This is a genomic window from Streptomyces sp. NPDC006687, from assembly GCF_040636215.1.
Classification (GTDB): Bacteria; Actinomycetota; Actinomycetes; order Streptomycetales; family Streptomycetaceae; genus Streptomyces.
Genome location: NZ_JBEYJJ010000001.1, coordinates 24,537 through 50,555, shown reverse-complemented (window position 1 = coordinate 50,555; position 26,019 = coordinate 24,537). Strand labels below are relative to the sequence as shown.

Below are 26,019 nucleotides of genomic sequence, written 5' to 3'. Positions count from 1 at the left end.
CCGACTCGTACGGTCACAGACCGACGGCCGGAGCCTACTGTGCGGGGGCTCCGGCCGTCCCCCTTTTGCCACACCCCCCGAATCCCCCGCCCCCGAAACGGGTACGACTCACAGGCAACCGACCGGAAGCCCCCGATGCGGCGAGGTGAGGACCCGGATGTCGGCAACACAGCCCGTACAGCCCAAGGTGACCGAGCGCGAGGCACGCCAGGTCGCCGAAGCGGCCCGGGAGCAGCACTGGCGCAAGCCCAGCTTCGCCAAGGAGCTCTTCCTCGGCCGCTTCCGGCTCGACCTGATCCACCCCCACCCGCTCCCCGCCGACGAGGACGTCCGGCGCGGCGAGGCGTTCCTCGCCCGGCTGCGGGACTTCTGCGAGAACGAGATCGACGGGCCCCGCATCGAACGCGAGGCGCGCATCCCCGACGAGACGGTGCGCGGGCTCAAGGAGCTCGGCGCCCTCGGCATGAAGATCAGCCCCGAGTACGGGGGCCTGGGCCTCACCCAGGTGTACTACAACAAGGCGCTCGCCCTCATCGGCTCCGTCAGCCCGGCCATCGGCGCCCTGCTCTCCGCCCACCAGTCCATCGGCGTCCCCCAGCCGCTGAAGATGTTCGGCACCAAGGAACAGAAGGACGCCTACCTGCCGCGCTGCGCCACCACCGCGATCAGCGCCTTCCTGCTCACCGAGCCCGACGTCGGCTCCGACCCGGCACGCCTGGCCACCACCGCCGTCCCCGACCCGGAGGACGAGAACACCTACGTCCTCGACGGGGTGAAGCTGTGGACCACCAACGGGGTGGTCGCCGACCTGCTCGTGGTGATGGCCCGCGTACCCAAGTCGGAGGGCCACCGGGGCGGGATCACCGCCTTCGTCGTCGAGGCCGACTCGCCGGGGATCACCGTCGAGCACCGCAACGCCTTCATGGGCCTGCGCGGCCTGGAGAACGGCGTCACCCGCTTCCACCGGGTCCGCGTGCCCGCGTCCCAGCGGATCGGCGCCGAGGGCGCCGGCCTGAAGATCGCGCTGACCACCCTCAACACCGGCCGGCTGTCGCTGCCCGCCATGTGCGTCGGCGCGGGCAAGTGGTGCCTGAAGATCGCCCGCGAATGGTCCGGGGTCCGCGAGCAGTGGGGCCGCCCGGTCGCCCGGCACGAGGCCGTCGGCGTCAAGATCTCCTTCATCGCGGCCACCACCTTCGCCCTGGAGGCCGTGGTCGACCTCGCCTCCCAGATGGCCGACGAGGACCGCAACGACATCCGGATCGAGGCCGCCCTCGCCAAGCTGTACGGCTCCGAGATGGCCTGCAGGATGGCCGACGACCTGGTCCAGATCCGCGGCGGACGCGGCTTCGAGACCGCCGAGTCCCTCGCCGCGCGCGGCGAACGGGCCGTTCCCGCCGAACAGCTCCTGCGCGACCTGCGCATCAACCGGATCTTCGAGGGCTCCACCGAGATCATGCACCTGCTGATCGCCCGGGAGGCCGTCGACGCCCACCTCTCCGTCGCCGGCGACCTCATCGACCCCGACAAGGCCCTCGGCGACAAGGCCAGGGCCGGCGCCCGCGCCGCCGGCTTCTACGCCCGCTGGCTCCCGAAACTCGCCACCGGCCCCGGCCAGCTCCCCGGCACCTACCGCGAGTTCCACCCGGCCGGCCACCCCGACCTCGCCACCCACCTGCGCTACGTCGAACGAGGCAGCCGCCGCCTCGCCCGGGCCATGTTCCTGGCCATGGCCCGCTGGCAGGGCCGCATGGAGACCAAACAGGGCTTCCTCGGCCGGGTCGTCGACATCGGCGCCGAGCTCTTCGCGATGAGCGCGGCCTGCGTGCGCGCCGAGCACCTGCGCGCCGCCGGCGACCACGGCCGCGAGGCGTACCAGCTCGCCGACGCCTTCTGCCACCAGTCCCGGCTGCGCGTCGAGGAGCTCTTCGGCCGGCTGTGGGCCAACACCGACGACCTCGACCACAAGGTGGTCCAGGGCGTCCTCTCCGGCACCTACACCTGGCTGGAGGAGGGCGTCCTCGACCCCTCCGGCGACGGCCCCTGGATCGCGGACGCCTCACCCGGCCCGTCCGCGGTGGAAAACGTTCACCGTCCGTTCCGCTGACCTGCCATCATCGGCACCAGCTCGGACGCACGTACGAGCACGGGTACGAGCGCGAGGCGGACGAGGACGATGGCGACGGCCGAGGACGACCGGGCCGGCAGACGGCTGGCCCGGTGCGTGGCGCACCTGCTGCGCCACGCACCGCAGCAGGTCGTCGCCGCCCTCCTCGACCGGCTCGACGGGCCCACCCGCCGGTACCTGTGCCGCGACGAGTGGCTGCCCGCCACGGCCGTCACCCTCCTGCTGCGCCACGGCACCGACGCCGACCGGCACCTCATCGCCCGCAACCCCCACGTCGTCGGCCGCCCCCTGCCCGGACTGCCCGGCCCCGCCCGCTACGCCGCCCGGCCCGGCCCCTCACCTGAACTGCTCGCCCAGACCGGCCCCGGCCCGTTCACCACCGGCGAGCTGACCGCCCTGCTGCGCCGCCACGGCCGCCGCCCCCGCGTCCCGCTCACCCTGCTGCGCATGCCGCACGACCTCGACGCCGCCCAGCTGCTGCGCGAGCACGCCCGCGACCCGCTGCCGGCCGGCGCCGCCGAGGCGCTCCTGCTGGCCGGCGGCCTGACCCGCGAGGAGGGCCTCGCGCTGCTCGACGCGCGCGGTGGCCCGGCGTACGGGCGCCACTGGTACCGGCCCGCCGTCCGCGCCGTCCGCATGGGCCTGCTGACCTGCGACGAACTCGTCGCCCACGTGGCCCCCGCCGCCCGCACCCTGCTCCTCGGGCACCTCCCCGTCACCCGGGGCCTGCGCTGGACCCTGCCCGAGCAGGCCGAGATGCAGTCGGCCGTGCACCGGGCCCTGCGCGCCCCGCTCGGCGAGGACCCCCGGCTGTGGGCCGAGCTGCCCCACCGCGCCGCCGGCTTCCCCGGAACCCTGCCCGAGCTGGCGGCCGCCCTGGCCGCGGGCGCGCCGGCCGCGCCCGGGGCCGTACGGCACGACCCGGCGCTGGCCCGCGCCGTGCGCCACCTCGCGCCGGAGACGGCCCACACCGAGCCGGCCGGGGCCTGGGAGCGGGAGCTGGCCCTCGTGAGCCTGGCCGTGCCCATGGACACCGCCGCCGAGGACGTCCGCTGGGTCCGCGACTGCCTGGACCGCTCCCTGCTCACCGGGGCCGACGTCATCCGGCACAAGGTGCCCGCCTGCTGGGCCCTGGACGAGGACCAGTGGCTCGGCGACACCGGCCACCCCGACCGCCACGACCGCCCGGCCGCGGTGCTCGCCGCCCGCGCCGAGGCCGACCGGCTCTTCGCCGCGGCCCTCGGCGAGGACGCGCGGGCATGGTGGCGTGCGGCCCGCGCCCTGCCCGAGTTCGCCGGCACCCTGCCCGAACTCCTCGCCCGGGTCACGGACGGGGACTCCGTGTCCAAACGCCCCTGAGGAGCGGCAACAATGGGGGGCATGAGCGACAGTCCAGCCCCCCTCGCCGACCCGCACCTCCTCTTCGACGCCGCGGCCGGCCGCCGGGACATCGTCATCCTCGGGTCGACCGGGTCCATCGGCACCCAGGCCATCGACCTCGCCCTGCGCAACCCGGACCGCTTCCGGGTCACCGCGCTGTCCGCCGCGGGCGGCCGCACCGCCCTCCTGGCGGAGCAGGCCCGCCGGCTGCGGGTGCGGACCGTGGCCGTCGCCCGGGAGGACGCCGTACCGGCCCTGAAGGAGGCGCTGAGCGCCGCGTACGGGCCCTCCGAGCCGCTGCCGGAGATCCTCGCCGGACCCGACGCCGCGGCCGAACTCGCCGCCTCGCCCTGCCACACCGTGCTCAACGGCATCACCGGCTCCATCGGCCTGGCGCCCACCCTCGCCGCGCTCCGGGCCGGCCGCACCCTCGCGCTGGCCAACAAGGAGTCGCTGATCGTCGGCGGCCCGCTGGTCAAGGCCCTTGCCGCGCCCGGCCAGATCATCCCCGTGGACTCCGAGCACGCGGCCCTCTTCCAGGCCCTCGCCGCCGGCACCCGGGCCGATGTCCGCAAGCTGGTCGTCACCGCCTCCGGCGGCCCCTTCCGCGGCCGCACCCGCGCGGAGCTGGCCTCGGTCACCGTCCAGGACGCCCTCGCGCACCCCACCTGGGCCATGGGGCCGGTCATCACGGTCAACTCGGCCACCCTGGTCAACAAGGGGCTGGAGGTCATCGAGGCGCACCTGCTCTACGACATCCCCTTCGACCGGATCGAGGTCGTCGTCCACCCCCAGTCGTACGTCCACTCGATGGTCGAGTTCTCGGACGGCTCCACCCTCGCCCAGGCCACCCCGCCGGACATGCGCGGCCCCATCGCGATCGGTCTCGGCTGGCCGCAGCGGGTGCCGGACGCGGCCCCCGCCTTCGACTGGACGAAGGCGTCCACCTGGGAGTTCTTCCCCCTGGACACCGAAGCCTTCCCCTCCGTCGGCCTCGCCCGGCACGTGGGCACCCTGGGCGGTACCGCCCCCGCCGTCTTCAACGCGGCGAACGAGGAATGCGTCGAAGCCTTCCTCGCCGGCCGGCTGCCGTTCACAGCAATCATGGATACGGTCTCCGCAGTGGTCGATGAGCACGGGACGCCGCGGACGGGAACTTCCCTCACCGTCCAGGACGTCCTCGAAGCGGAGACCTGGGCCAGGGCCCGGGCACGGGAGATGGCGGCGCGGGCCGCCGTGGAGGCGGGCGCATGACGGCTTTGATGACGGTACTGGGGGTCGTGCTCTTCGCGTTCGGCCTGCTGGTCTCCATCGCCTGGCACGAGCTCGGCCACCTCTCCACGGCCAAGCTGTTCGGCATCCGGGTGCCGCAGTACATGGTCGGCTTCGGGCCGACCATCTGGTCGCGCCGCAAGGGCGAGACCGAGTACGGCATCAAGGCCGTCCCGATGGGCGGCTACATCCGGATGATCGGCATGTTCCCCCCCGGCGACGACGGCCGGGTCACCGCCCGCTCGACCTCGCCGTTCCGGTCGATGATCGAGGACGCGCGCTCGGCCGCGTACGAGGAGCTCCAGCCCGGGGACGAGAGCCGGCTGTTCTACACGCGCCGGCCGTGGAAGCGCGTCATCGTGATGTTCGCCGGACCGTTCATGAACCTGGTCCTGGCCGTGGCGATCTTCCTCACCACCCTGATGACCTTCGGGCTGAACACCCAGACCACCACCGTCAGCTCCGTCTCCGACTGCGTCATCCAGCAGAGCGAGAAGCGCGACAAGTGCGCCCCCGGCGACCCGGCCGCCCCGGCCAAGGCCGCGGGGCTGCGGGCCGAGGACCGGATCGTCGCCTTCAACGGCCGCCCGGTGAGCGACTGGTCCGTCCTCCAGAAGGACATCCGCGCCACGGTCGGACCGGCCGTGATCACCGTGGAGCGGGCCGGACAGCGCCTGGACCTGCACGCGAACCTGATCGAGAACAAGGTCGCCAAGACCGACGCCGACGGCCGCTACGTCAAGGACCAGTACGTCACCGCCGGCTTCCTCGGCTTCGCCCCCGCCGTCGGCTACGTCCCCCAGACCTTCGGCCAGTCCGTCAGCCGCATGGGCGAGATGATGGAGGCCGGCGCCCAGTCCCTCCTCGACCTCCCCGGCAAGGTCCCGGACCTGTGGAACGCCGCCTTCAACGGGGCCGAGCGCAAGCAGGACAGCCCCATGGGCGTCGTCGGCGCGGCCCGCGTGAGCAGCCAGATCTTCAACCTCGACATCCCCGCCCAGTACCAGCTGGTGTTCTTCCTCAACCTGCTGGCCGGGTTCAACCTCTCGCTGTTCCTGTTCAACATGCTCCCGCTGCTCCCCCTCGACGGCGGACACATCGCCGGCGCCCTGTGGGAGTCCGTCCGCCGCACCGTGGCCAAGGTCTTCCGGCGCGCCGACCCCGGCCCGTTCGACGTGGCGAAGCTGATGCCCGCCGCGTACGTGGTCGCGGGGGTGTTCGTCTGCTTCACCCTGCTGGTCCTCGTCGCGGACGTGGTCAACCCAATCAAGATCAACTAGCGGGGCGGGCCGTACCGCAGCGCCTCCGGAGCCGGGCACCCACCGTGCCCGGCTCCCTACGTTCGGGTGGCGCCGCCCCCTCGGATGCGTGGGGCACGCGCGCATTGGCGTAATCTCGAAGGCCGGAGCCCGCCGATCTCGGGACCTCGATCCACACCTTGGGGTTGCACAGCAGATGACTGCCATCTCTCTCGGAATGCCGTCCGTACCGACGAAGCTTGCCGACCGCCGGGTCAGCCGCAAGATCCAGGTCGGTTCGGTGGCCGTCGGCGGCGACGCACCCGTCTCGGTGCAGTCGATGACCACCACCCGGACGTCCGACATCGGCGCCACGCTCCAGCAGATCGCCGAGCTCACCGCCTCCGGCTGCCAGATCGTCCGCGTCGCCTGCCCCACGCAGGACGACGCCGACGCGCTCGCCGTGATCGCGAAGAAGTCGCAGATCCCGGTCATCGCCGACATCCACTTCCAGCCCAAGTACGTGTTCGCCGCGATCGACGCCGGCTGCGCCGCCGTCCGCGTCAACCCGGGCAACATCAAGCAGTTCGACGACAAGGTCAAGGAGATCGCGCGGGCCGCCAAGGACGCGGGCACCCCGATCCGCATCGGCGTCAACGCCGGCTCCCTCGACGCCCGGCTGCTCAAGAAGTACGGCAAGGCCACCCCCGAGGCGCTGGTCGAGTCCGCGCTGTGGGAGGCGTCCCTCTTCGAGGAGCACGACTTCCGCGACATCAAGATCTCGGTCAAGCACAACGACCCGGTCGTCATGGTCGAGGCGTACCGCCAGCTCGCCGCCCAGTGCGACTACCCGCTGCACCTCGGCGTCACCGAGGCCGGCCCCGCGTTCCAGGGCACCATCAAGTCCGCCGTCGCCTTCGGCGCCCTGCTCTCCCAGGGCATCGGCGACACCATCCGCGTCTCGCTCTCCGCGCCCCCGGCGGAGGAGATCAAGGTCGGCATCCAGATCCTGGAGTCCCTCAACCTCCGCCAGCGCCGCCTGGAGATCGTCTCCTGCCCCTCCTGCGGCCGCGCCCAGGTCGACGTCTACAAGCTGGCCGAGGAGGTCACGGCCGGCCTCGACGGTATGACCGTGCCGCTGCGCGTCGCCGTCATGGGCTGCGTCGTCAACGGCCCCGGCGAGGCCCGCGAGGCCGACCTCGGCGTCGCCTCCGGCAACGGCAAGGGCCAGATCTTCGTCAAGGGCGAGGTCATCAAGACCGTCCCCGAGTCCAAGATCGTGGAGACCCTCATCGAAGAGGCCCTGAAGATCGCCGAGCAGATGGAGAAGGACGGGATCGCCTCCGGCGAGCCCAGCGTCGCCATCGGCGTCTGACCCGGCCTCCCGCTCCGCGCCGAGCGGCCCGCGCGCACCTGGCCCCGGCCCCGTTCCCCCACCCCGGGGGGCCGGGGCCGGGGTCCTTTTCGTGACCTGCGCGACGCGGCATCCCCGCGCCCCGGCGGGTACAGTGCGGAGATCAGCAGACTTGCACGGTGAGGCCCCAGTGTTGACGCAGACCACCACCCGGGTCCTTGAACCCAGTGATCTGGACGCCGCGCTCGCCGTCCTCGGACGCGAGCCGGTCGAGAACGCCTTCGTCACCTCCCGGGTCCAGGTCGCCGGACTCGACCCCTGGCGCCTGGGCGGCGAGATGTGGGGCTGGTACCGCGAAGGCGAGCTCCGCTCCCTGTGCTACGCCGGCGCCAACCTGGTCCCCGTCTGCGCCGGTCCCGACGCCGTCCGCGCCTTCGCCGACCGGGCCCGCCGCACCGGCCGCCGCTGCTCCTCCATCGTCGGCCCCTCCTCCGCCACCCGGCTGCTGTGGCAACTCCTCGAACCCAGCTGGGGCCCGGCCCGCGACGTCCGCCCCCGCCAGCCCCTCATGGTCACCCGGACCCCCTCCGCCGAGATCGCGCCCGACCCGCTCGTGCGCCGGATCCGCAAGGAGGAGATGGACCTGATCATGCCCGCCTGCGTGGCCATGTTCACCGAGGAGGTCGGCGTCTCCCCCCTCGCCGGGGACGGCGGCCTGCTCTACCAGGCCCGCGTCGCCGAACTGGTCGGCGGCGGACGCTCGTTCGCCCGCGTGGAGGACGGCAAGGTCGTCTTCAAGGCCGAGATCGGCGCCGCCACCGCCCAGGCGTGCCAGATCCAGGGCGTCTGGGTGGCCCCCGAGTTCCGCGGCCGCGGGCACTCCGAGACCGGCATGGCGGCCGTGGTGGAGTACGCCCTGCGCGACGTCGCCCCCGTGGTCAGCCTCTACGTCAACGACTTCAACACCGCCGCGCGGGCCGCCTACCGGCGGGTGGGGTTCCGCGAGGTGGGGGAGTTCATGAGCGTGCTGTTCTGAACCGGTGGCCCCGCGCGGCCGGATTCGTCCCTCAAGCCGTACCGGAGCGGCCCCGCCCCGAAGTATGGTCGGCCGCATGCTGCCTACCCCCGGGGGCGACGACCCCGCACGGCCCGCTGGACTGCGCATCGGGCACCTCGACCTCGCCGGCCGCGTGGACGAAGCCCTGCGCGTGCAGGCCGTGGCCTTCGGGCTCAGCGAGGAGGAGGTCGGCATCCGGCGCTACATCGTCCAGCGCCACATGACCTGCCGCGGCGCCCGCGCCCTCGGCGCCTTCACCGACGACGGGGCCCTCGCCGGCTTCGTGTACGGGATGCCCAACGACCGGACCCACTGGTGGTCCACCATCGTCGAGCCCTACCTGCGGGCCGCCGGCTCCGAGCACTGGCTCGACCACTCGTTCGTCATCACCGAGCTGCACGTCCACCCCGGCTTCCAGGGCCTGGGCGTCGGCCGCGCCCTCATCACGCGGATCACCGACAGCGCCGCCGAGCCGCGCTCCATCCTCTCCGCCATCGACACCGACAGCCCGGCCCGCGGCCTCTACCGGGCCCTCGGCTACCGGGACCTGGCCCGGAAGGTCCACTTCCCGAGCGCGAGCCTCCCGTACGCCGTCATGGGCGCGCCGCTGCCGCTGCTCCGGCCCTGAAAACGCGTTGCCGGGGACGGCCGGGGCCCCGCTAGCCTCGGAGCATGTCTACGCAACACGTGCAGCGCATGTCCCGGCTGATGGCCAGGACCCTCCGCGAGGACCCGGCCGACGCCGAGACCCTCAGCCACCGGCTCCTGGTCCGCGCCGGTTACGTCCGGCGCAGCTCGGCCGGGGTGTGGACCTGGCTGCCGCTCGGCAAGAAGGTCCTCGACAACGTCTCCCGCGTGGTCCGCGAGGAGATGGACGCGATCGGGGCCCAGGAGGTGCTGCTGCCGGCGCTGCTGCCCAAGGAGCCGTACGAGGTCAGCGGCCGCTGGTCCGAGTACGGCGACCTGCTGTTCCGGCTCAGGGACCGCAAGGGCGCGGACTACCTGCTCGGACCCACCCACGAGGAGATCTTCACCCTCGTGGTGAAGGACCAGTGCACGTCCTACAAGGACCTGCCCGTGATGCTCTACCAGATCCAGACCAAGTACCGCGACGAGGCCCGCCCCCGTTCCGGGGTGCTGCGCGGGCGCGAGTTCCAGATGAAGGACTCGTACTCCTTCGACATCACGCAGGAAGGGCTGGAGGAGTCCTACCGGCTCCACCGCGAGGCGTACATCCGCATCTTCCGGCGGCTCGGGCTCGACCACCGGATCGTGTCGGCCGTGTCGGGGGCGATGGGCGGCTCGGCGTCCGAGGAGTTCCTGGCGCCGGCCGGGGCGGGCGAGGACACCTTCGTGGACTGCCCCTCCTGCGACTACGCGGCCAACACCGAGGCCGTCACGTTCGCGGCGCGGCCCGGCACCGGCGACGGTCACCCCCCGCTGGAGGAGATCCCGACCCCGGACACGCCCACCATCGAGACCCTCGCCGCGCACCTGGGCGTCCCCGCGTCCGCCACGCTGAAGAACCTCCTGGTCAAGGTCGACGGCGAGATCACGGCGGTCGGTGTACCGGGGGACCGGGAGGTGGACCTGGGCAAACTCGCCGAGCACCTGGCGCCGGCGGTGGTGGAACTGGTCACGGCCGAGGACTTCTCCGGCCGGCCCGACCTGGTACGCGGCTACGTCGGCCCGCAGGGCCTGGAGAAGGTCCCCTACCTCGCCGACCCCCGGGTGGCGCCCGGCACGGCATGGGTGACGGGGGCCAACAAGCCTGACACGCACGCCCGGAACGTGGTCTGCGGGCGCGACTTCCAGGTGGACCGGTACCTGGACGTGGTCGTCGTCGAGCCCGGCGACCCCTGCCCGGCCTGCGGTGCGGGGCTGCGCCTGGACCGGGCGATCGAGATCGGGCACATCTTCCAGCTGGGCCGGAAGTACGCCGACGCCTTCGGGCTGGACGTGCTCGGCCCGCAGGGCAAGCCGGTGCGGGTCACCATGGGCTCGTACGGCATCGGCGTCTCCCGGGCGGTGGCCGCGCTGGCCGAGCAGACGGCCGACGAGCGCGGCCTGTGCTGGCCGGCCGAGGTGGCCCCGGCGGACGTCCACGTGGTGGCGGCGGGCAAGGCCGTCCCGCTGGAGCTGGCCGAGCGCGCCGCGCAGTCCCTCGCGGCCGCGGGCAGGCGGGTCCTGCTGGACGACCGGACCGGCGTGTCGCCGGGGGTGAAGCTCACGGACGCCGAGCTGATCGGCGTCCCGTGGATCCTCGTGGCCGGACGCCGCTCGGCGGACGGGGTGGTCGAGCTCCAGGACCGGCGCACGGCCACCCGGGAGGAACTGCCGCTGGAGGAGGCCCTGGGGCGGCTGGCGTAGCGGGGACCTACGCCTGCGGCGGCTCCTGCGGTGCGACGGGGCCCAGGAGACCGGGTACCGGGGGGAGGCCCTCCAGGGGCGGGCCGGCGGCGCGCAGCGGCTGGTCGGCCAGGTCCACCGGCGGCGCCGGGGGCTCAGGATCCTCGGCCTCCGGAGGCGGGGTCGCGGGGGAGGCCGGCGGTGTCGGGGCCGCGCGTTCCAGGAAGCGCAGGAGCTCCACCGGGAACGGCAGGACCAGCGTGGAGTTCTTCTCCGCCGCCACCGCGATCACCGTCTGGAGCAGACGCAGCTGAAGCGCCGCCGGCTGGTCCGACATCACCGCCGCGGCCTCGGCCAGCTTGTGCGAAGCCTGGAGTTCCGCGTCCGCGTTGATCACGCGGGCGCGGCGCTCGCGGTCGGCCTCCGCCTGCCGGGCCATCGAGCGCTTCATGGTCTCCGGAAGGGAGACGTCCTTGATCTCCACCCGGTCGATCTGCACGCCCCAGCCGATCGCCGGGCTGTCGATCATCAGCTCCAGGCCCTGGTTGAGCTTCTCGCGGTTCGACAGCAGGTCGTCCAGATCGCTCTTGCCGATGATCGACCGCAGCGAGGTCTGCGCCATCTGCGAGACGGCGAACCGGTAGTCCTCCACCGCGATGATCGCGCTCGCCGGGTCGACCACCTTGAAGTACACGACCGCGTCCACCCGCACCGTGACGTTGTCCCGGGTGATCCCCTCCTGCGCCGGAATGGGCAGGGTGACGATCTGGAGGTTCACCTTCTGGAGACGCTCCGCCACCGGGAGGACCATCGTGAAACCGGGAGGACGCACACCCTCGCGCAGCCGGCCGAAGCGGAAGACCAAGCCCCGCTCGTACTGCTTCACCACCCGCGCCGCGGCGCCCAGATAGACGGCGACACCCACGGCGGCGGCGATTCCCGCTGTCAGCAGTTCCTCGACCATGACGGCCCCCTGCCCGGCATAACCCTTTTACTACGGTATGCCCTACAGCCAGGCCGCGAACTCCAGCAGAAGCTCCGCATCCCGCCGCCGCCCCGCGGCCAGCGCGCGCACCCCCGACTCCACCGCCCGGAACACCGTCCAGCCCCGCAGCCGCTCCCGGTCCACCTCCAGGGAATCGGCCAGCTTGTTCACCCGCCGCCGCGCCCCCGAGGCCCCCGCCGACGAGGCCATCTGGTCCTCCAGTCGGTCGCGCACCAGCCGGGCCAGGTCGTACGCCCGCTCGCCGACCAGCGGGTCCGGGCCCACCGTCAGCCAGGGCGCCCGCTCGCCCGCCAGCACCTTGCCCTGGCGGAAGTTCCCGTGCAGCAGCAGTTCCTCCGGCGGCAGGGCGGTCAGCTCCTCGCGCAGCGACAGCGCCGTGTCCGCCAGCGCCCGCGTCTCCGGCGGCGCCGTACGCATCGCCTCGGCCTGGGCCGCCGTGCGCTCGGCCACCGTCTCGAAGGGGTGCCCGGCCGCCGGGCGCACCCACAGCCGCCGCAGCGTGCCGCACGCCTCCAGCAGGGCCTTGGCCTCCGGCAGCGAGCGCAGCGAGACGTCCGCCCGCAGCCGCTCCAGCAGCAGTCCCCCGTCGTCCTCGTGGTGGCGCGAGTCCAGCACCCGTACCGCTCCGAAACCGCCCCAGTGGGCCAGCGCGGCCAGCTCCCGGTCGGGCCGGGCCACCGGCGGCGCCAGCTTCAGGGCGGCCGGGGTGCCGTCGGCGTAGCGCACCAGGATCACCAGGCTGCTGCGGCCGCCCGGCGCCAGCGCCCGCTGGGCCGCCACCTCACGCCGGTCCAGCGCCTCCTTGGCGATCTCGGGCAGCCGCTCCAGCCACTGCGTGTCCTGCGCTGTCCGCGGCAGCTCGCCGAGCGCCCGTACGAGCCGCTGCGGCGGTTCGAAAGCCATGCGTGCGTGGTCCCTTTCAGCTGGTACGGGCCCCCTCCGAGCGTTCGGTGAGCCCAGGGAAGGCTACGCCGACACCGCGCCAGCGTGCCGCGCGCACGGCCGCGGCGCTCAGGGCGTCAGCCGCGTCGCGGCGCAACTGGCCGTCCGCCGCCCGTACGAGGTCGGAGTAGGCGCCCGCCACCCGGTCCTCGATGTCGGCGGCGAGGCGCTCGGCGTCGTCCGGGGAGCGCACCTCGAACGGCAGGGCGTACGCCGCCTCGGAGGGCCGGGGGGCGCCGCCCAGCTCCCGGACGGTCCGGGCGAGCCTGTCCCGGCGCGAGAGGTGGTGCCCGTACGCCTCGCGGGCCTCGGTCGCCCGGGCCGGCGCGATCCGGGCGCCGACGACCCCGTACCCGTACGTCGCCGCGTGCTCGGCGGCCAGCGCCGCCTGCGCGGCCTCCAGGGCGCGGCCGCCGGAGGAGGGGGAGGGCTTGACGGCGGCGGTCATGAGGCGGCTCCCGGGTTCGAGGTCAGCAGGTAGGCGTGGACGGCCCCGCAGGCCGCCACCGAGGCCAGCATCCTGGCCAGCTCCCCGGGGGCGCCGGCCAGGGCGATGGTCCGGGCCTCGGACAGGCTGCGCTCGGCGTCCGCGAGCGCGCTCAGCGCTTCGGCGGGCTTCGCCGGGACCTCCGCCCTGCCGGCCGCCGGAGCGCTGGGCGAGGGCGGGGCGGACGCGGAAGGGGAGGCGGCGCGGGACGGCTCCGGTCCGGCCTTGGGGGTGGTGAGGGCCAGAGCCCTGGTGTGGGCGGCGACCGCCTCCCGCAGCGGTGTCAGCCGCTCGGCGAGATCCGGGTGGGCCGCCGCGGTGGCGTCGTAACGTTCCAGCAGCCGCCGGCTGTCCCGGACGGCGCCCTCCCGCATCCGCCGTTCGAGTGAAATCCCGCTGTCCGCGCCGGCCGGGGCGCCCTCGCCGGTACACCCGCTGACCAGCACGGATCCGGCCGCCGCCGCGGCGGCTCCGGCGAGCACGCTCCTGCGTGAGGGCGAGGGCCTCGAAGGCAAGGTCCAGGGCACGGTGCCGTCCTCGGGGTGATGGCGGGGCAAGGTGTGATCACGGTACCCGGGGGTCCGCCCGGCGGCGCGGACGGCAACACCCTCCGCGACCGGATACCCTTTGACCTGACACGCGACGGAAAACCACAACAGCACACGCGGCCGAGGAGTCACCCGGATGAGCACCACCCAGAGCGACAGGCTGCGCGGACTGCTGGAGCCGCTCGTCGCCGCCAAGGGCCTGGACCTCGAAGAGATCGAGCTTTCCAAGGCGGGCAGGCGCCGGATGCTGAGGGTCGTCGTGGATTCCGACGAAGGCGTGGAACTGGACGCGTGCGCCGAACTGAGCCGTGAGGTCTCCGACGCGCTCGACGCGTCCGATGTGATGGGCGAGGACGAGTACGTCCTCGAAGTCAGCTCCCCGGGCGCGGACCGCCCCCTGAGCGAGCACCGCCACTTCGTGCGGGCCACCGGCCGTCTCGTGAAGTTCCAGCTGGCGCAGGACGGGGAGCTGGTCGCCCGCATCCTCGGCGTCGACGACGAGGGCATGGACCTCGAAATCCCGGGCGTGAAGGGCCGCAAGGCAACCGCCCGCCGCATCGCGTTCACCGACATCGCCAAGGCGCGTGTCGAGATCGAGTTCAACCGCAAGGACAAGAAGGAAGAGGAGGCGTAGCCGTGGACATCGACATGAGTGCCCTGCGGGGTCTGGTCCGGGAGAAGGAGATCTCCTTCGACCTGCTCGTCGAGGCGATCGAGTCGGCCCTCCTCATCGCGTACCACCGCACCGAGGGCAGCTACCGCCGCGCCCGGGTGGTCCTGGACCGTACCAACGGCCATGTGGTCGTGTGGGCGACCGAGGACCCGCGCGATCTCGAGGAGGGGCAGGAGCCCAAGGAGTTCGACGACACCCCGTCGGACTTCGGCCGGATCGCCGCGACGACCGCCAAGCAGGTGATCCTCCAGCGTCTGCGCGACGCCGAGGACGACCTGACCTTCGGCGAGTTCGCCGGCCGTGAGGGCGACGTCATCACCGGCGTCGTCCAGCAGGGCAAGGACCCCAAGAACGTCCTGGTCGACATCGGCAAGCTGGAGGCCATCCTGCCCGTGCAGGAGCAGGTCCCCGGCGAGGAGTACCCGCACGGGCTCCGTCTGAAGGCGTACGTCGTGCGGGTGGCGAAGGGTGTCCGCGGTCCGTCCGTGACCCTGTCGCGCACCCACCCCAACCTGGTGAAGAAGCTCTTCGCCCTGGAGGTCCCGGAGATCGCCGACGGCAGCGTCGAGATCTCCGCGATCGCCCGTGAGGCGGGCCACCGCACCAAGATCGCCGTCCGGTCCACCCGTTCGGGCCTGAACCCCAAGGGCGCCTGCATCGGCCCGATGGGCAGCCGGGTGCGCAACGTCATGGCCGAGCTGCACGGCGAGAAGATCGACATCGTCGACTGGTCGGACGACCCGGCGGAGATGGTGGCGAACGCCCTGTCACCCGCCCGGGTGAGCGCGGTCGACGTCGTCGACTGGGACTCGCGCTCCGCGCGGGTGACCGTCCCCGACTACCAGCTGTCCCTGGCCATCGGCAAGGAGGGCCAGAACGCCCGCCTCGCCGCGCGGCTCACCGGCTGGCGCATCGACATCCGGCCGGACACCGAGACCGCGCCCGACGAGGGCGCCGGCGACCGGGACTGACCGGTCCGGGTCGGGAACTGGCCGGAAATGGTGCCCGTGCGGGAATAAATCGCTACCCGCCGGGCCTTACCGACCAGTAGAAATGAGGGTCCTCGGATGTGAGGCCCCTCCGTGGATCACAACGACATCCGTTCGATTTTTCCCCTGAAGGGGTGAGGTCGGTGCGGGGAGGTAGACTTAGGCGTGTCTGGCCGGACGCAAGCCCGCGCATGTCCCGAACGCACCTGTGTGGGGTGCCGGGAGCGAGCGGCCAAGAGCGATCTGCTGCGCATCGTGGCGGTCGGGGACGCATGCGTCCCTGATCCTCGCGGTACGCTGCCCGGCCGGGGTGCGTACGTGCACCCCGCCGTGGTCTGCCTCGACCAGGCCGTCCGGCGCAGAGCGTTCCCCCGGGCCCTCCGGTCCGCTGGACCGCTCGACACGGACGGACTGCGCACGGCCCTGGCCGTCCAGGCCGAGGCGACACCGTAAGAAGAAGTACGGCACGGACACCGCCGTGCGGTCAGGTACCTCGCGAGTTGGAAGTAGGTCGAGATTGCGATGAGCACTCGATGAGTACGCGATGAGTACGCCCATGAAGTAGCGACGGTCCGGCGTAACCCGGACCTAAAAGGAGCGATGTGGCTAAGGTCCGGGTATACGAACTCGCCAAGGAGTTCGGGGTTGAGAGCAAGGTCGTCATGGCCAAGCTCCAGGAACTCGGTGAATTCGTCCGTTCGGCGTCCTCGACGATCGAGGCGCCGGTTGTACGCAAGTTGACTGACGCACTGCAGGGGCCCGGCGGCAACGCCGGCAAGTCCGCTGCGAAGCCCGGCGCGCCCCGCAAGGCCGCGCCCGCCAAGCCCGCGGCGCCCTCCCCGGCCGCCGCGGCACGTCCCGCCGCCCCCAAGCCCGGCGCACCGGCCCCCAAGCCGGCCGCTGCCGAGGCCCCCGCGGCTTCCGCCCCGGTGACTCCGGCCGCTCCCGGCCCGCGTCCCGGCCCCAAGGCTCCGGCCGCCCCGAAGCCCGCTCCGGCGGCTCCCGTGGCGACCGAGTTCACCGCGCCCCCGGCCGCCCCCGCGCGTCCGGCCGCCGCGGCCCCCGGCCCCCGTCCGGCGCAGCAGCGTCCGGCCGCCCAGGGCCAGTCCGGCGCACGTCCCGGCGCCCCGCGTCCGGCCGGCGCCACCCCCGGTGCCCAGGCCCCGCGTCCGGGTGCTCCGGCCCCGCGTCCGCAGGGCTCCCGTCCGGCCGGTCCCCGTCCGGGCAACAACCCGTTCACCTCCGGCGGCTCCACCGGTATGGCGCGCCCGCAGGCGCCCCGTCCGGCCGGTGCCCCGCGTCCCGGTGCCCCCGGCGCCGGCGGCGGCCAGGGTGCTCCCCGCCCGCAGGGTGGTCCCGGCGGCGCTCCGCGTCCGCAGGGTCCCGGTGCGGGTCGTCCCACCCCGGGCGGCATGCCCCGTCCGCAGGGCGGCGCCCCGCGTCCGGGCGGTGCCCCCGGTGGTAACCGTCCGAACCCCGGCATGATGCCGCAGCGTCCCGCTGCCGGCGGTCCCGGCCCCCGTCCCGGCGGCGGCCCCCGTCCCGGTCCGGGCGGCGCAGGCCGTCCCGGCGGTCCGGGTCGTCCCGGCGGCGGCGGCTTCGCCGGCCGTCCGGCCGGTCCCGGCTCGCGTCCGGCCGGCGGCGGCTTCGGCGGCCCGCGTCCGGGTGGCGGCGGCTTCGGCGGCGGCCCGGCCGGTGCCGGTGGCGGCGGTCGTCCCGGCTTCGGTGGCCGTCCCGGCGGTCCCGGTGCCCGCGGTGGCACGCAGGGCGCCTTCGGCCGTCCCGGGGGTCCGGCCCGTCGTGGCCGCAAGTCGAAGCGTCAGAGGCGCCAGGAGTACGAGGCCATGCAGGCCCCGTCCGTGGGCGGCGTGATGCTGCCCCGCGGCAACGGCGAGACCGTTCGCCTGTCGCGCGGTGCGTCCCTCACCGACTTCGCGGAGAAGATCAACGCCAACCCGGCGTCGCTGGTCGCGGTCATGATGAACCTCGGCGAGATGGTCACTGCCACGCAGTCCGTCTCCGACGAGACCCTCCAGCTCCTCGCCGGCGAGATGAACTACACCGTTCAGATCGTCAGCCCGGAGGAGGAGGACCGCGAGCTCCTCGAGGGCTTCGACATCGAGTTCGGCGAGGACGAGGGCGGCGAGGAGTTCCTGCTGCCGCGTCCGCCGGTCGTCACCGTCATGGGTCACGTCGACCACGGTAAGACCCGCCTCCTCGACGCCATCCGCAAGACGAACGTCGTCGCGGGCGAGGCCGGCGGCATCACCCAGCACATCGGTGCCTACCAGGTGGGCACCGAGGTCAACGGTGAAGAGCGCAAGATCACCTTCATCGACACCCCGGGTCACGAGGCGTTCACCGCCATGCGTGCCCGTGGTGCGAAGTCGACCGACATCGCGATCCTCGTGGTCGCGGCCAACGACGGCGTCATGCCGCAGACGATCGAGGCGCTCAACCACGCCAAGGCCGCCGGCGTCCCGATCGTCGTCGCGGTCAACAAGATCGACGTCGAGGGTGCGGACCCGGTCAAGGTCCGCGGTCAGCTGACCGAGTTCGGTCTGGTGGCCGAGGAGTACGGCGGCGACACGATGTTCGTCGACATCTCCGCCAAGCAGGGTCTGCACATCGACTCCCTGCTGGAGGCCGTCGTCCTCACCGCCGACGCCTCGCTCGACCTGCGCGCCAACCCCGAGCAGGACGCTCAGGGTATTGCGATCGAGTCCCACCTCGACCGCGGCCGCGGTGCCGTCGCCACCGTCCTCGTCCAGCGCGGTACCCTCCGCGTCGGCGACACGATGGTCGTGGGCGACGCCTACGGCCGCGTGCGCGCCATGCTCGACGACAAGGGCAACAACGTCGAGGAAGCGGGTCCGTCGACCCCCGTCCTGGTCCTGGGTCTCACCAACGTCCCCGGTGCCGGCGACAACTTCCTCGTCGTCGACGAGGACCGCACCGCCCGTCAGATCGCCGAGAAGCGTGCTGCGCGTGAGCGCAACGCCAACTTCGCCAAGCGCGTCCGCCGGGTGTCCCTGGAAGACCTCGACTCGGTCCTCAAGGCCGGTCTGGTCCAGGAACTCAACCTCATCATCAAGGGCGACGCGTCCGGTGCGGTCGAGGCCCTCGAGTCCTCGCTGCTCCAGCTCGACGTCGGCGAAGAGGTCGACATCCGCGTCCTGCACCGCGGTGTGGGTGCGGTCACCGAGTCGGACATCTCGCTGGCGATGGGCTCCGACGCCATCGTCATCGGTTACAACGTCCGTGCGGCCGGCCGTGCCGCGCAGATGGCGGACCGCGAGGGCGTCGACGTCCGGTACTACTCGGTGATCTACCAGGCCATCGAGGAGATCGAGGCGGCCCTGAAGGGTCTGCTCAAGCCGGAGTACGAAGAGGTCGAGCTCGGTACGGCGGAGATCCGCGAGATCTTCCGCTCGTCCAAGCTGGGCAACATCGCCGGTGTCCTGGTCCGCTCGGGCGAGGTCAAGCGCAACACCAAGGCGCGGCTCCTGCGCGATGGCAAGGTCATCGCCGAGAACCTCACCATCTCCGGTCTGCGCCGCTTCAAGGACGACGTCACCGAGATCCGCGAAGGCTTCGAGGGCGGTATCAACCTCGGCTCCTTCAACGACATCAAGATCGACGACGTCATCGCGACGTACGAGATGCGCGAGAAGCCCCGCGCGTAAGCGCGAGGCGGTTCGCACCGTGTCGTAAGCCCGGGGCCGGTCGGCGGAATATCCGTCGATCGGCCCCGGCCGTTGCGTGTACGGTTTTGGTGACCCTGCCGCGCGACGGCCGGCAGGCCACCGAACCCGCACCGGCGGGATATCCGGAACTGCATGTACGTGGGGACTCTGTCCTTCGATCTGCTCCTCGGCGACGTCCACTCGCTGAAGGAGAAACGCTCCGTCGTCCGGCCCATCGTCGCCGAGCTCCAGCGCAAGTTCGCCGTGAGCGCCGCCGAGGTGGGAGACCAGGACCTGCACCGCAGGGCCCGCCTAGGGGTGGCCCTGGTGAGCGGTGACGCGGGGTTCGTGTCGGACGTGCTGGACCGCTGCGAGCGGCTGGTCGCGGCGCGTCCGGAAGTGGAGCTGCTGTCCGTCAGGCGGCGGTTCCACGGTGATGAAGACTGATTGCTTGTCTGCAAGGAAGAAGGAGACGGACCAGTGGCCGACAATGCGCGGGCGAAGAAGCTGGCGGACCTCATCCGGGAGGTGGTGGCGCAGAAGCTGCAGCGTGGAGTCAAGGACCCCCGCCTCGGCACGCACGTGACGATCACCGACACCCGGGTCACCGGCGACCTGCGGGAGGCCACGGTCTTCTACACGGTCTACGGGGACGACGAGGACCGGGCCAGCGCGGCAGCGGGCCTGGAGAGCGCCAAGGGCGTGCTGCGCTCCGCGGTCGGCCGGGCGGCGGGGACCAAGTTCACGCCCACCCTGACCTTCGTCGCGGACGCCCTCCCGGAGAACGCCAAGACCATCGAGACCCTCCTCGACAAGGCGCGCGCCTCCGACGCCCATGTGCGCGAGGTGTCCTCCGGTGCCCAGTACGCCGGTGAGGCCGACCCGTACAAGAAGCCGGGCGACGAGGACGACGAGGACGCAGCCGCGGAATGAGCACTGACGCAGGGAAGAAGCCCGGGGGCCCCTCCCGGCCGGAGGCTGCGGGAGGGCTTGTCATCGTCGACAAGCCCGCGGGCTTCACTTCGCACGACGTGGTCGCCAAGATGCGCGGGATCGCCAAGACCCGCCGCGTCGGCCACGCCGGCACCCTCGATCCCATGGCGACGGGCGTCCTCGTCCTCGGCGTCGAGAAGGCCACCAAGCTCCTCGGCCACCTCGCGCTGACCGAGAAGGAGTACCTCGGGACGATCCGCCTCGGGCAGTACACCCTCACGGACGACGCCGAGGGCGAGATCACCGCGTCCGCCGACGCCTCCGGGGTCACCCGGGAAGCGGTGGACGCGGGGATCGCCAAGCTGACCGGCGAGATCATGCAGGTCCCGTCCAAGGTCAGCGCCATCAAGATCAAGGGCGTGCGCTCGTACAAGCGCGCCCGCGACGGCGAGGACTTCGAGATCCCGGCCCGGCCGGTGACCATCTCGTCGTTCCAGGTGTACGACATGCGGGAGGCGGAGGCCGAGGACGGCACCAAGGTCGTCGACCTGGTCGTCTCCGTCGTCTGCTCCAGCGGTACCTACATCCGTGCCCTGGCCCGCGACCTGGGCGCCGACCTGGGCGTGGGCGGCCACCTCACGGCGCTGCGGCGCACGCGGGTGGGCCCCTACAAGCTCGACATGGCGCGCACGCTGGACCAGCTCCAGGAGGAGCTGACGGTCATGCCGATCGGCGAGGCGGCCGCGGCCGCGTTCGCGCGCTGGGACCTCGACGCCCGGCGGGCCTCGCTGCTGGCCAACGGGGTGCGGATCGAGATGCCGGACGAGTACCGGGACGGCCGGACCGTCGCCGTCTACGGGCCGCAGGGGCAGCTGCTCGGGCTCGTCGAGAGCAAGGGCGGCAAGGCGAAGTCCCTGGCGGTCTTCGTCTGAGCCGGTCCGTGTGACGTCGCGAGTCTGGCGTCGCGATGGTGACGTGGAGCGGTGAGCGCGGCGCAAGGGCCGTCGCTCACCGTTCCACGACCCCCCTCGGACAGCTATCTATCCACCCGGAGCCCCGGATTCACTCGACCGAGCAGGCGCTCGGAGTGAACGGAAGGAGCATAAGGGGGCGCTTTCGGCTCACGCGCTCTTCGTCCCGGTGTTCGGGGCGCTGGTCGCCCGCCGGCTGGCCGCGTCCGGAGCGGAGGCGGCGGCGCTGATCGGGCGGGGCGCCCGTCGTACGGAGGAGACCCTGAGCCGGTCCGCCCCGGACGTCACCCGAGCCCGGCCGGGGCGGGCGGCGGCGCTGCCGGACTCCGATGCGGGGACCGGGGCGGGGGCATGGCAGTCTTAGTCCTGCAATGGGCAATGCGGTACGAGGACTACACGGGTTCGGGCGAGGAGCGGTCACAGTGCAGCGCTGGCGTGGCTTGGAGGACATCCCCCAGGACTGGGGACGCAGCGTCGTCACCATCGGCTCCTACGACGGTGTGCACCGGGGACACCAGCTGATCATCGGACGGGCCGTGGCGAAGGCCCGCGCCCTGGGCCTGCCCTCGGTGGTCGTCACCTTCAGCCCGCACCCGAGCGAGGTCGTCCGCCCCGGCAGCCACCCGCCGATCCTGGCCTCGTACGACCGCCGCGCCGAGCTGATGGCCGGTCTCGGCGTCGACGCGCTGCTGGTCCTGCCGTTCACGGCGGAGTTCTCCCAGCTGTCCCCGGCCGACTTCATCGTCAAGGTGCTGGTCGACAAGCTGCAGGCGCGCGCCGTCATCGAGGGCCCGAACTTCCGCTTCGGCCACCGCGCCGCCGGAACCGTCGACTTCCTGCGCGAGCTGGGCTCCACGTACGACTACGGGGTCGAGGTCGTGGACCTGGTCGAGCGCGGCGAGGCGGGCGGCGGCGTGCCGTTCTCCTCCACGCTGGCGCGCAAGCTGGTCGCCGAGGGGGACATGGAGGTCGCCGCCGAGATCCTGGGCCGCCCGCACCGGGTCGAGGGCGTCGTGGTGCGCGGTGCGCAGCGCGGGCGCGAGCTGGGCTACCCGACGGCCAACGTCGAGACGGCCCCGCACACCGCGATCCCGGCCGACGGGGTGTACGCGGGCTGGCTGACGGCGGACGGCGAGCGGATGCCGGCGGCGATCTCGGTCGGTACGAACGTGCAGTTCGACGCGACCGAGCGGACCGTCGAGGCGTACGCGATCGACCGCCTCGGGCTGGACCTGTACGGGAAGCACGTGTCGGTCGAATTCCTCGCGTACGTGCGGGGGATGGCGAAGTTCGACTCGCTCGACGGGCTGCTGGAGGCCATCGCCGACGACGTGAAGCGGGCGCGCGGCCTGACGGACGCCTTCGACGCCGCCGCCCGCCGCTAGGCCGCCCCGTTTGCGCGGAGGGCCCGTACCGTCCTGGACCTGGACGGTACGGGCCCTCCGGCGTTGTCAGCCGAGCCGCGGATCGCGCGGGGGCTGGGCGGGATGCTGCGGCGCCGGCGCCGGTGCGGGGGCCGGTGCGGGGGCCGGGGGCTGCTGCGGCCAGCTCTGGCCGGGCTGCGGGTAGGGCTGCTGCCCGTACGGCCCCTGGGGCTGCTGGGGCTGGGCGGGCTGGGGGCCGTTCCAGTGCCCCTGCGCGGCCTGCTGCTGGGCCCGGACGAAGTCCTCCGCGACCAGGGCGGACAGGTTGAAGTACGCCTCCCGGGTCTTGGGCCGCATCAGGTCCAGGTCCACCTCGGCGCCGGCCGCGAGGTGCTCGTCGAACGGCACCACGACGACGCCCCGGCAGCGGGTCTCGAAGTGCTGAACGATGTCCTCGACCTTGATCATCTTGGCGGTCTCGCGGACCCCGGAGATGACGGTGATCGAGCGCGAGACGAGATCCGCGTAACCGTGGGCGGAGAGCCAGTCGAGCGTGGTGCTGGCGCTGCTCGCGCCGTCCACGGACGGGGTCGAGATGATGATCAGCTGATCGGCCAGGTCCAGGACCCCGCGCATGGCGGAGTAGAGGAGTCCGGTGCCCGAGTCGGTGAGGATGATCGGGTACTGGCGGCCGAGCGTCTCTATGACGCGGCGGTAGTCCTCGTCGTTGAAGGTGGTCGAGACCGCCGGGTCCACGTCGTTGGCGATGATCTCCAGGCCGGAGGGTGCCTGCGAGGTGAACCGCCGGATGTCCATGTACGAGTGCAGGTACGGGATCGCCTGCACCAGGTCCCGGATGGTCGCGCCGGTCTCGCGGCGGACGCGGCGGCCGAGGGTGCCGGCGTCGGGGTTCGCGTCGATGGCCAGGATCTTGTCCTGGCGCTCGGTGGCGAGGGTGGCGCCGAGGGCGGTGGTCGTCGTGGTCTTGCCGACGCCGCCCTTGAGGCTGATCACGGCGATGCGGTAGCACGACATCACCGGCGTCCGGATGAGCTCCAGCTTGCGCTGGCGGTCGGCCTCGGCGGCCTTTCCGCCGAAGCGGAAGCCGGAGCGGGCGGGCTTGGGCTTCTGCTTGGCACGGATCAGCCGGTCGGACGACAGCTCGACGGCGGCGGTGTACCCGAGCGGCGCGCCGGGGCCCTGCCCGGGCGGCTGCTGCTGGTAGGGGCCCTGGGGGTGCGCCTGCGCGTGCGGGGAGAAGCCGTAGGGCTGCGGCTGCGGGGTGACGGGCGGGAACCCGTACCCGTGTGGAGCCTGCGGCTGCGGCCCCTGCCCGGCCGGGAACCCGTACCCCTGCGGGGCCTGGGGCTGCGCCGGCTCCGCGGGGGTCCCGGTCGTCTGGGGGGCGGGGGGCTGCTGGCCGGTGCCCTGAGGGAAGCCGTACCCCTGCGGGGTGTGCGGCTGCTGGGGCTGTTCCGGGGGGAGCCCGTACCCGTGCGGGGCCTCGGCCTGCGGCTGCGCCGGGGCCCCGGACGCCTGCGGGGCTTGCGGCTGGGGGGTCTGCTCCGGGGGGAACCCGTACCCGTGCGGGGCCTGGGGCTGCGCCGGTTCCGCCGGGGCTCCGGTCGCCTGGGGGGCGGGGGGCTGCTGGGCGGTGCCCTGCGGGAAGCCGTGCCCCTGCGGGGTGTGCGGCTGCTGGGGCTGTTGCGGGGGGAACCCGTAGCCGTGCGGGGTCTGGGGTGCCGGGGGCTGGGCGCCGGCGGCATCCTGCGGGAAGCCGTACCCGTGGGGGGTCTGGGGCTGCTCGGCGGGGCCCTGCGGGAACCCGTATCCCTGGGGCGGGCCGGAAGTGAAGGCGGGCGGCAGCGGCGGCAGTTCACCGCCCGACCCCGCGGCCGGGGTGCCCGCGGGTGCGTACGGCCCCTGGCCGGCGGCCGCGGGTACCACCGCAACTCCCTCGACCGGCGTGGCCGTCCGCCCGTCGCCACCGGCGAACCCGGATGCGTCGCCGGCTCCGGAGCCCGGCCCACCGTACGGCGGAACGCCGGGCGTGGCGTCGGCCGGAGCCGGGTAGCCCGGGGTGGCGGGTGCGGCGTCCGACGGGGCGGGCCCTGGCCCGTCGGCCGGGGTCGTTGCGTTGTGCGGTGTGGCGTTGCCCGGGGTATCCGGCGTGGCGTCGGTCGGGACGGGCCAGCCGGGGCCGGTGGCCGGGGCTGTTCCGTCGTGCGGAGTGCTGTCGGCCGGGGTGCCGGGCGTGGCGTCGGCCGGGGCCGGGTAGCCCGGTGCGGCAGGCGGGGTGGCGGTGGCCGCCGGGGACGGTGCCGTAGCGGCTGCCGAGTCGTAGGCCGGAGTGCCCCCGGTGGGAGCCGGGTGGTCCGGGGTGGCACCCGGCCCGGCCGGGTCGGGTTCCTGCCCCGGGCCGTCGGCCGCGGCCGCGAACGGCGCGGCGGGTGCGTCGGCCGGCGCGGGGAAGGCCGTCGGGCCGCCCCCCGCCGCGCCCACCTGGTCGGCCGGATCGGCGGGAGCCGACGGCTGCGCGTCCGCCGGTGCCGGGGAGGCAGGCGTACCGCCCTGAGTGGTCGCCACAGCCGTGAACGGCGCCGGAAGCGCGGGCAGATCCCCCTGGGCAGAGGTCCCGGGCGTCGGGTTCTGGGACGGCGCCGGAGCATCGGCGGCGGACCCGCCGTTCGGTGCCGGGAACCCGCTCGGGACCTCACCCGACGGCGTCTGCGCAGGTACCGCCGCAGCAGCTGACGGGGCCGGGGACCCCGGCGTGTCGTCACCGAGCCGGCCCTGGGCGGCAGGTGCGGACGCCGGATTGGCCGGCGCCCCCTGCCCGCCATCACCGGACGCCCCGGCTGCCACGGGGAACGCCGGGACGGCGTCAGCGGGCACCGCCGGTGTGGACGGAGCGTCTGGTGACGGGCCGGACTCGGCGCGGGGCGCCGGAAAAGCGGGAGCGGCGTCGGCCGGGGCCGTCACGCCGTGCTGGGCGGGGAGGCCCGGAGCCGCGGGCGGCTGGGAGCCGGCGTCGGGGGCGGACAGGACCATGGCGTCGGCCGACAGCGACAGCGGCGGCACGGTGGGCACGGCGAACGGCGTGCCGCCCTCCGGCCGCGCGGCCCCGTCACCGTGGGCGGCCGAGAACGACTCCCCGGACCCGGCAGAGCCCGAGCCGGTGGATCCCGTCGCGGCGGAGCCTGAACCGGCGGAGTCCGGCCAGGCGGATCCCGGCTCGGCAGGGCCCGACCCGGTGGAGCCCGAACCGGCTGCCCTCGGCGTGGCGGAGTCCGGCCAGGCGGCGCCCGTCCCGGCCGAGCTCGGCTCAACGGAACTCGCCCCGGTGGAGCCTGAACCGGCAGCGCTCGGCGCGGCGGAGTCCGGCCAAGCGGAGCCCGAGTCGGCAGGGCCCGATCCCGTGGGTACCGAACCGGCGGCGGCCCCGGTGGAGTCCGGCCGGGCGGGACTTGTCCCGGCGGAGGCTGAACCGGTAGCGCTCGGCATGGCGGAGTCCGGCCAAGCGGAGCCCGAGTCGGCAGGGCCCGGTCCCGTGGGTACCGAACCGGCGGCGGCCCCGGTGGAGTCCGGCCGGGCGGGACTTGTCCCGGCGGAGGCTGAACCGGTAGCGCTCGGCATGGCGGA

At 73.4% G+C, this 26,019-nt stretch carries 21 protein-coding genes and 1 pseudogene; 17 read left to right on the top strand and 5 right to left on the bottom strand.

What is annotated here, in order from left to right; all coding sequences use genetic code 11:
* The first annotated feature begins 157 nt into the window (after positions 1 to 157).
* From ABZ716_RS00210 to ABZ716_RS00175, 8 genes are all read left to right on the top strand, one after another.
* Positions 158 to 2,107: an acyl-CoA dehydrogenase family protein gene (locus ABZ716_RS00210; protein ID WP_358955407.1), complete on the top strand. Its 1,950-nt coding sequence runs from the start codon at positions 158 to 160 to the stop codon at positions 2,105 to 2,107.
* Positions 2,108 to 2,176: 69 nt separating this feature from the next.
* Entirely contained in the window at positions 2,177 to 3,487 is a 1,311-nt protein-coding gene (locus tag ABZ716_RS00205) for a hypothetical protein (protein WP_358955405.1), read from the top strand.
* Positions 3,488 to 3,499: 12 nt separating this feature from the next.
* Positions 3,500 to 4,762, top strand: a complete 1,263-nt coding sequence (dxr, locus tag ABZ716_RS00200) for a 1-deoxy-D-xylulose-5-phosphate reductoisomerase (protein ID WP_358955403.1) — start codon at positions 3,500 to 3,502, stop codon at positions 4,760 to 4,762.
* Positions 4,759 to 6,060: a site-2 protease family protein gene (locus ABZ716_RS00195; RefSeq protein ID WP_355971598.1), complete on the top strand. Its 1,302-nt coding sequence runs from the start codon at positions 4,759 to 4,761 to the stop codon at positions 6,058 to 6,060. The genes dxr and ABZ716_RS00195 overlap by 4 nt, the downstream gene beginning before the upstream one ends.
* A 175-nt stretch (positions 6,061 to 6,235) precedes the next feature.
* On the top strand, positions 6,236 to 7,393 hold the full coding sequence (gene ispG, locus ABZ716_RS00190; RefSeq protein ID WP_358812314.1) for a flavodoxin-dependent (E)-4-hydroxy-3-methylbut-2-enyl-diphosphate synthase: 1,158 nt from the start codon (positions 6,236 to 6,238) through the stop codon (positions 7,391 to 7,393).
* Positions 7,394 to 7,562: 169 nt separating this feature from the next.
* Positions 7,563 to 8,408 (top strand): GNAT family N-acetyltransferase, encoded by an 846-nt coding sequence (locus ABZ716_RS00185; protein WP_358812315.1) that lies wholly within the window; start codon positions 7,563 to 7,565, stop codon positions 8,406 to 8,408.
* 76 nt (positions 8,409 to 8,484) lie between these two features.
* Positions 8,485 to 9,057 carry a GNAT family N-acetyltransferase gene (locus ABZ716_RS00180; RefSeq protein ID WP_351883993.1) on the top strand — a complete coding sequence of 191 codons (573 nt, stop codon included), beginning with the start codon at positions 8,485 to 8,487 and terminating at the stop codon, positions 9,055 to 9,057.
* Positions 9,058 to 9,101: 44 nt separating this feature from the next.
* The gene (locus tag ABZ716_RS00175; RefSeq protein ID WP_358955401.1) at positions 9,102 to 10,799 is read left to right on the top strand and encodes a proline--tRNA ligase; all 1,698 of its coding nucleotides are present in this window, start codon (positions 9,102 to 9,104) and stop codon (positions 10,797 to 10,799) included.
* Positions 10,800 to 10,806: 7 nt separating this feature from the next.
* Here the strand turns inward: ABZ716_RS00175 and ABZ716_RS00170 are convergent, their stop codons facing one another.
* From ABZ716_RS00170 to ABZ716_RS00155, 4 genes are read right to left on the bottom strand one after another with little or no spacing between them, the layout of a single operon-like run.
* The gene (locus tag ABZ716_RS00170; RefSeq protein WP_358812317.1) at positions 10,807 to 11,742 is read right to left on the bottom strand and encodes a slipin family protein; all 936 of its coding nucleotides are present in this window, start codon (positions 11,740 to 11,742) and stop codon (positions 10,807 to 10,809) included.
* Between the two features lie 42 nt (positions 11,743 to 11,784).
* Positions 11,785 to 12,687 (bottom strand): aminoglycoside phosphotransferase family protein, encoded by a 903-nt coding sequence (locus ABZ716_RS00165; protein ID WP_358812318.1) that lies wholly within the window; start codon positions 12,685 to 12,687, stop codon positions 11,785 to 11,787.
* Positions 12,688 to 12,703: 16 nt separating this feature from the next.
* Positions 12,704 to 13,174 carry a ferritin-like domain-containing protein gene (locus ABZ716_RS00160; protein ID WP_358812319.1) on the bottom strand — a complete coding sequence of 157 codons (471 nt, stop codon included), beginning with the start codon at positions 13,172 to 13,174 and terminating at the stop codon, positions 12,704 to 12,706.
* Positions 13,171 to 13,695, bottom strand: a complete 525-nt coding sequence (locus tag ABZ716_RS00155; protein WP_358955399.1) for a hypothetical protein — start codon at positions 13,693 to 13,695, stop codon at positions 13,171 to 13,173. Before ABZ716_RS00155 ends, ABZ716_RS00160 begins: the two co-directional genes overlap by 4 nt.
* Before the next feature lie 202 nt (positions 13,696 to 13,897).
* On the opposite strand from ABZ716_RS00155, the gene rimP reads away from it, so the two are divergent.
* The 8 genes from rimP (at position 13,898) to ABZ716_RS00115 (ending at position 22,398) form a co-directional block, all read left to right on the top strand.
* Entirely contained in the window at positions 13,898 to 14,395 is a 498-nt protein-coding gene (gene rimP, locus ABZ716_RS00150; protein ID WP_351883981.1) for a ribosome maturation factor RimP, read from the top strand.
* A gap of 2 nt (positions 14,396 to 14,397) precedes the next feature.
* The gene (nusA, locus tag ABZ716_RS00145) at positions 14,398 to 15,405 is read left to right on the top strand and encodes a transcription termination factor NusA (protein ID WP_351883979.1); all 1,008 of its coding nucleotides are present in this window, start codon (positions 14,398 to 14,400) and stop codon (positions 15,403 to 15,405) included.
* 183 nt (positions 15,406 to 15,588) lie between these two features.
* Positions 15,589 to 15,876, top strand: a complete 288-nt coding sequence (locus ABZ716_RS00140) for a YlxR family protein (protein ID WP_351883977.1) — start codon at positions 15,589 to 15,591, stop codon at positions 15,874 to 15,876.
* 149 nt (positions 15,877 to 16,025) lie between these two features.
* A complete protein-coding gene (gene infB, locus ABZ716_RS00135) occupies positions 16,026 to 19,109 on the top strand; it encodes a translation initiation factor IF-2 (protein ID WP_351883975.1) in 3,084 nt (1,027 codons plus the stop codon).
* Positions 19,110 to 19,262: 153 nt separating this feature from the next.
* Positions 19,263 to 19,556: a DUF503 domain-containing protein gene (locus ABZ716_RS00130; protein ID WP_351883973.1), complete on the top strand. Its 294-nt coding sequence runs from the start codon at positions 19,263 to 19,265 to the stop codon at positions 19,554 to 19,556.
* A 33-nt stretch (positions 19,557 to 19,589) separates the two neighbouring features.
* Positions 19,590 to 20,042 carry a 30S ribosome-binding factor RbfA gene (gene rbfA / locus ABZ716_RS00125; RefSeq protein ID WP_358812321.1) on the top strand — a complete coding sequence of 151 codons (453 nt, stop codon included), beginning with the start codon at positions 19,590 to 19,592 and terminating at the stop codon, positions 20,040 to 20,042.
* Complete coding sequence (truB, locus tag ABZ716_RS00120) at positions 20,039 to 20,974, top strand: tRNA pseudouridine(55) synthase TruB (RefSeq protein ID WP_351883969.1); 936 nt, start codon at positions 20,039 to 20,041, stop codon at positions 20,972 to 20,974. Before rbfA ends, truB begins: the two co-directional genes overlap by 4 nt.
* 461 nt (positions 20,975 to 21,435) lie before the next feature.
* Positions 21,436 to 22,398, top strand: a complete 963-nt coding sequence (locus ABZ716_RS00115; protein ID WP_358955396.1) for a bifunctional riboflavin kinase/FAD synthetase — start codon at positions 21,436 to 21,438, stop codon at positions 22,396 to 22,398.
* Between the two features lie 66 nt (positions 22,399 to 22,464).
* On the opposite strand, the gene ABZ716_RS00110 is transcribed toward ABZ716_RS00115, so the two are convergent.
* Positions 22,465 to 24,963, bottom strand: coding sequence for an AAA family ATPase (locus ABZ716_RS00110; protein WP_358955393.1), 2,499 nt, complete (start codon positions 24,961 to 24,963; stop codon positions 22,465 to 22,467).
* 463 nt (positions 24,964 to 25,426) lie between these two features.
* Here ABZ716_RS00110 and ABZ716_RS00105 point away from each other — a divergent pair.
* A pseudogene (locus ABZ716_RS00105) lies at positions 25,427 to 26,019 on the top strand (hypothetical protein); the annotation flags it as partial.

Coding starts and splice junctions, on each gene's coding strand:
- ABZ716_RS00210 (WP_358955407.1), top strand. CDS start 158: ATGTCGGCAACACAGCCCGTACAGCCCAAGGTGACCGAGCGCGAGGCA.
- ABZ716_RS00205 (WP_358955405.1), top strand. CDS start 2,177: ATGGCGACGGCCGAGGACGACCGGGCCGGCAGACGGCTGGCCCGGTGC.
- dxr (WP_358955403.1), top strand. CDS start 3,500: ATGGGGGGCATGAGCGACAGTCCAGCCCCCCTCGCCGACCCGCACCTC.
- ABZ716_RS00195 (WP_355971598.1), top strand. CDS start 4,759: ATGACGGCTTTGATGACGGTACTGGGGGTCGTGCTCTTCGCGTTCGGC.
- ispG (WP_358812314.1), top strand. CDS start 6,236: ATGACTGCCATCTCTCTCGGAATGCCGTCCGTACCGACGAAGCTTGCC.
- ABZ716_RS00180 (WP_351883993.1), top strand. CDS start 8,485: ATGCTGCCTACCCCCGGGGGCGACGACCCCGCACGGCCCGCTGGACTG.
- ABZ716_RS00175 (WP_358955401.1), top strand. CDS start 9,102: ATGTCTACGCAACACGTGCAGCGCATGTCCCGGCTGATGGCCAGGACC.
- ABZ716_RS00170 (WP_358812317.1), bottom strand. CDS start 11,742: ATGGTCGAGGAACTGCTGACAGCGGGAATCGCCGCCGCCGTGGGTGTC.
- ABZ716_RS00165 (WP_358812318.1), bottom strand. CDS start 12,687: ATGGCTTTCGAACCGCCGCAGCGGCTCGTACGGGCGCTCGGCGAGCTG.
- ABZ716_RS00160 (WP_358812319.1), bottom strand. CDS start 13,174: ATGACCGCCGCCGTCAAGCCCTCCCCCTCCTCCGGCGGCCGCGCCCTG.
- rimP (WP_351883981.1), top strand. CDS start 13,898: ATGAGCACCACCCAGAGCGACAGGCTGCGCGGACTGCTGGAGCCGCTC.
- ABZ716_RS00130 (WP_351883973.1), top strand. CDS start 19,263: ATGTACGTGGGGACTCTGTCCTTCGATCTGCTCCTCGGCGACGTCCAC.
- truB (WP_351883969.1), top strand. CDS start 20,039: ATGAGCACTGACGCAGGGAAGAAGCCCGGGGGCCCCTCCCGGCCGGAG.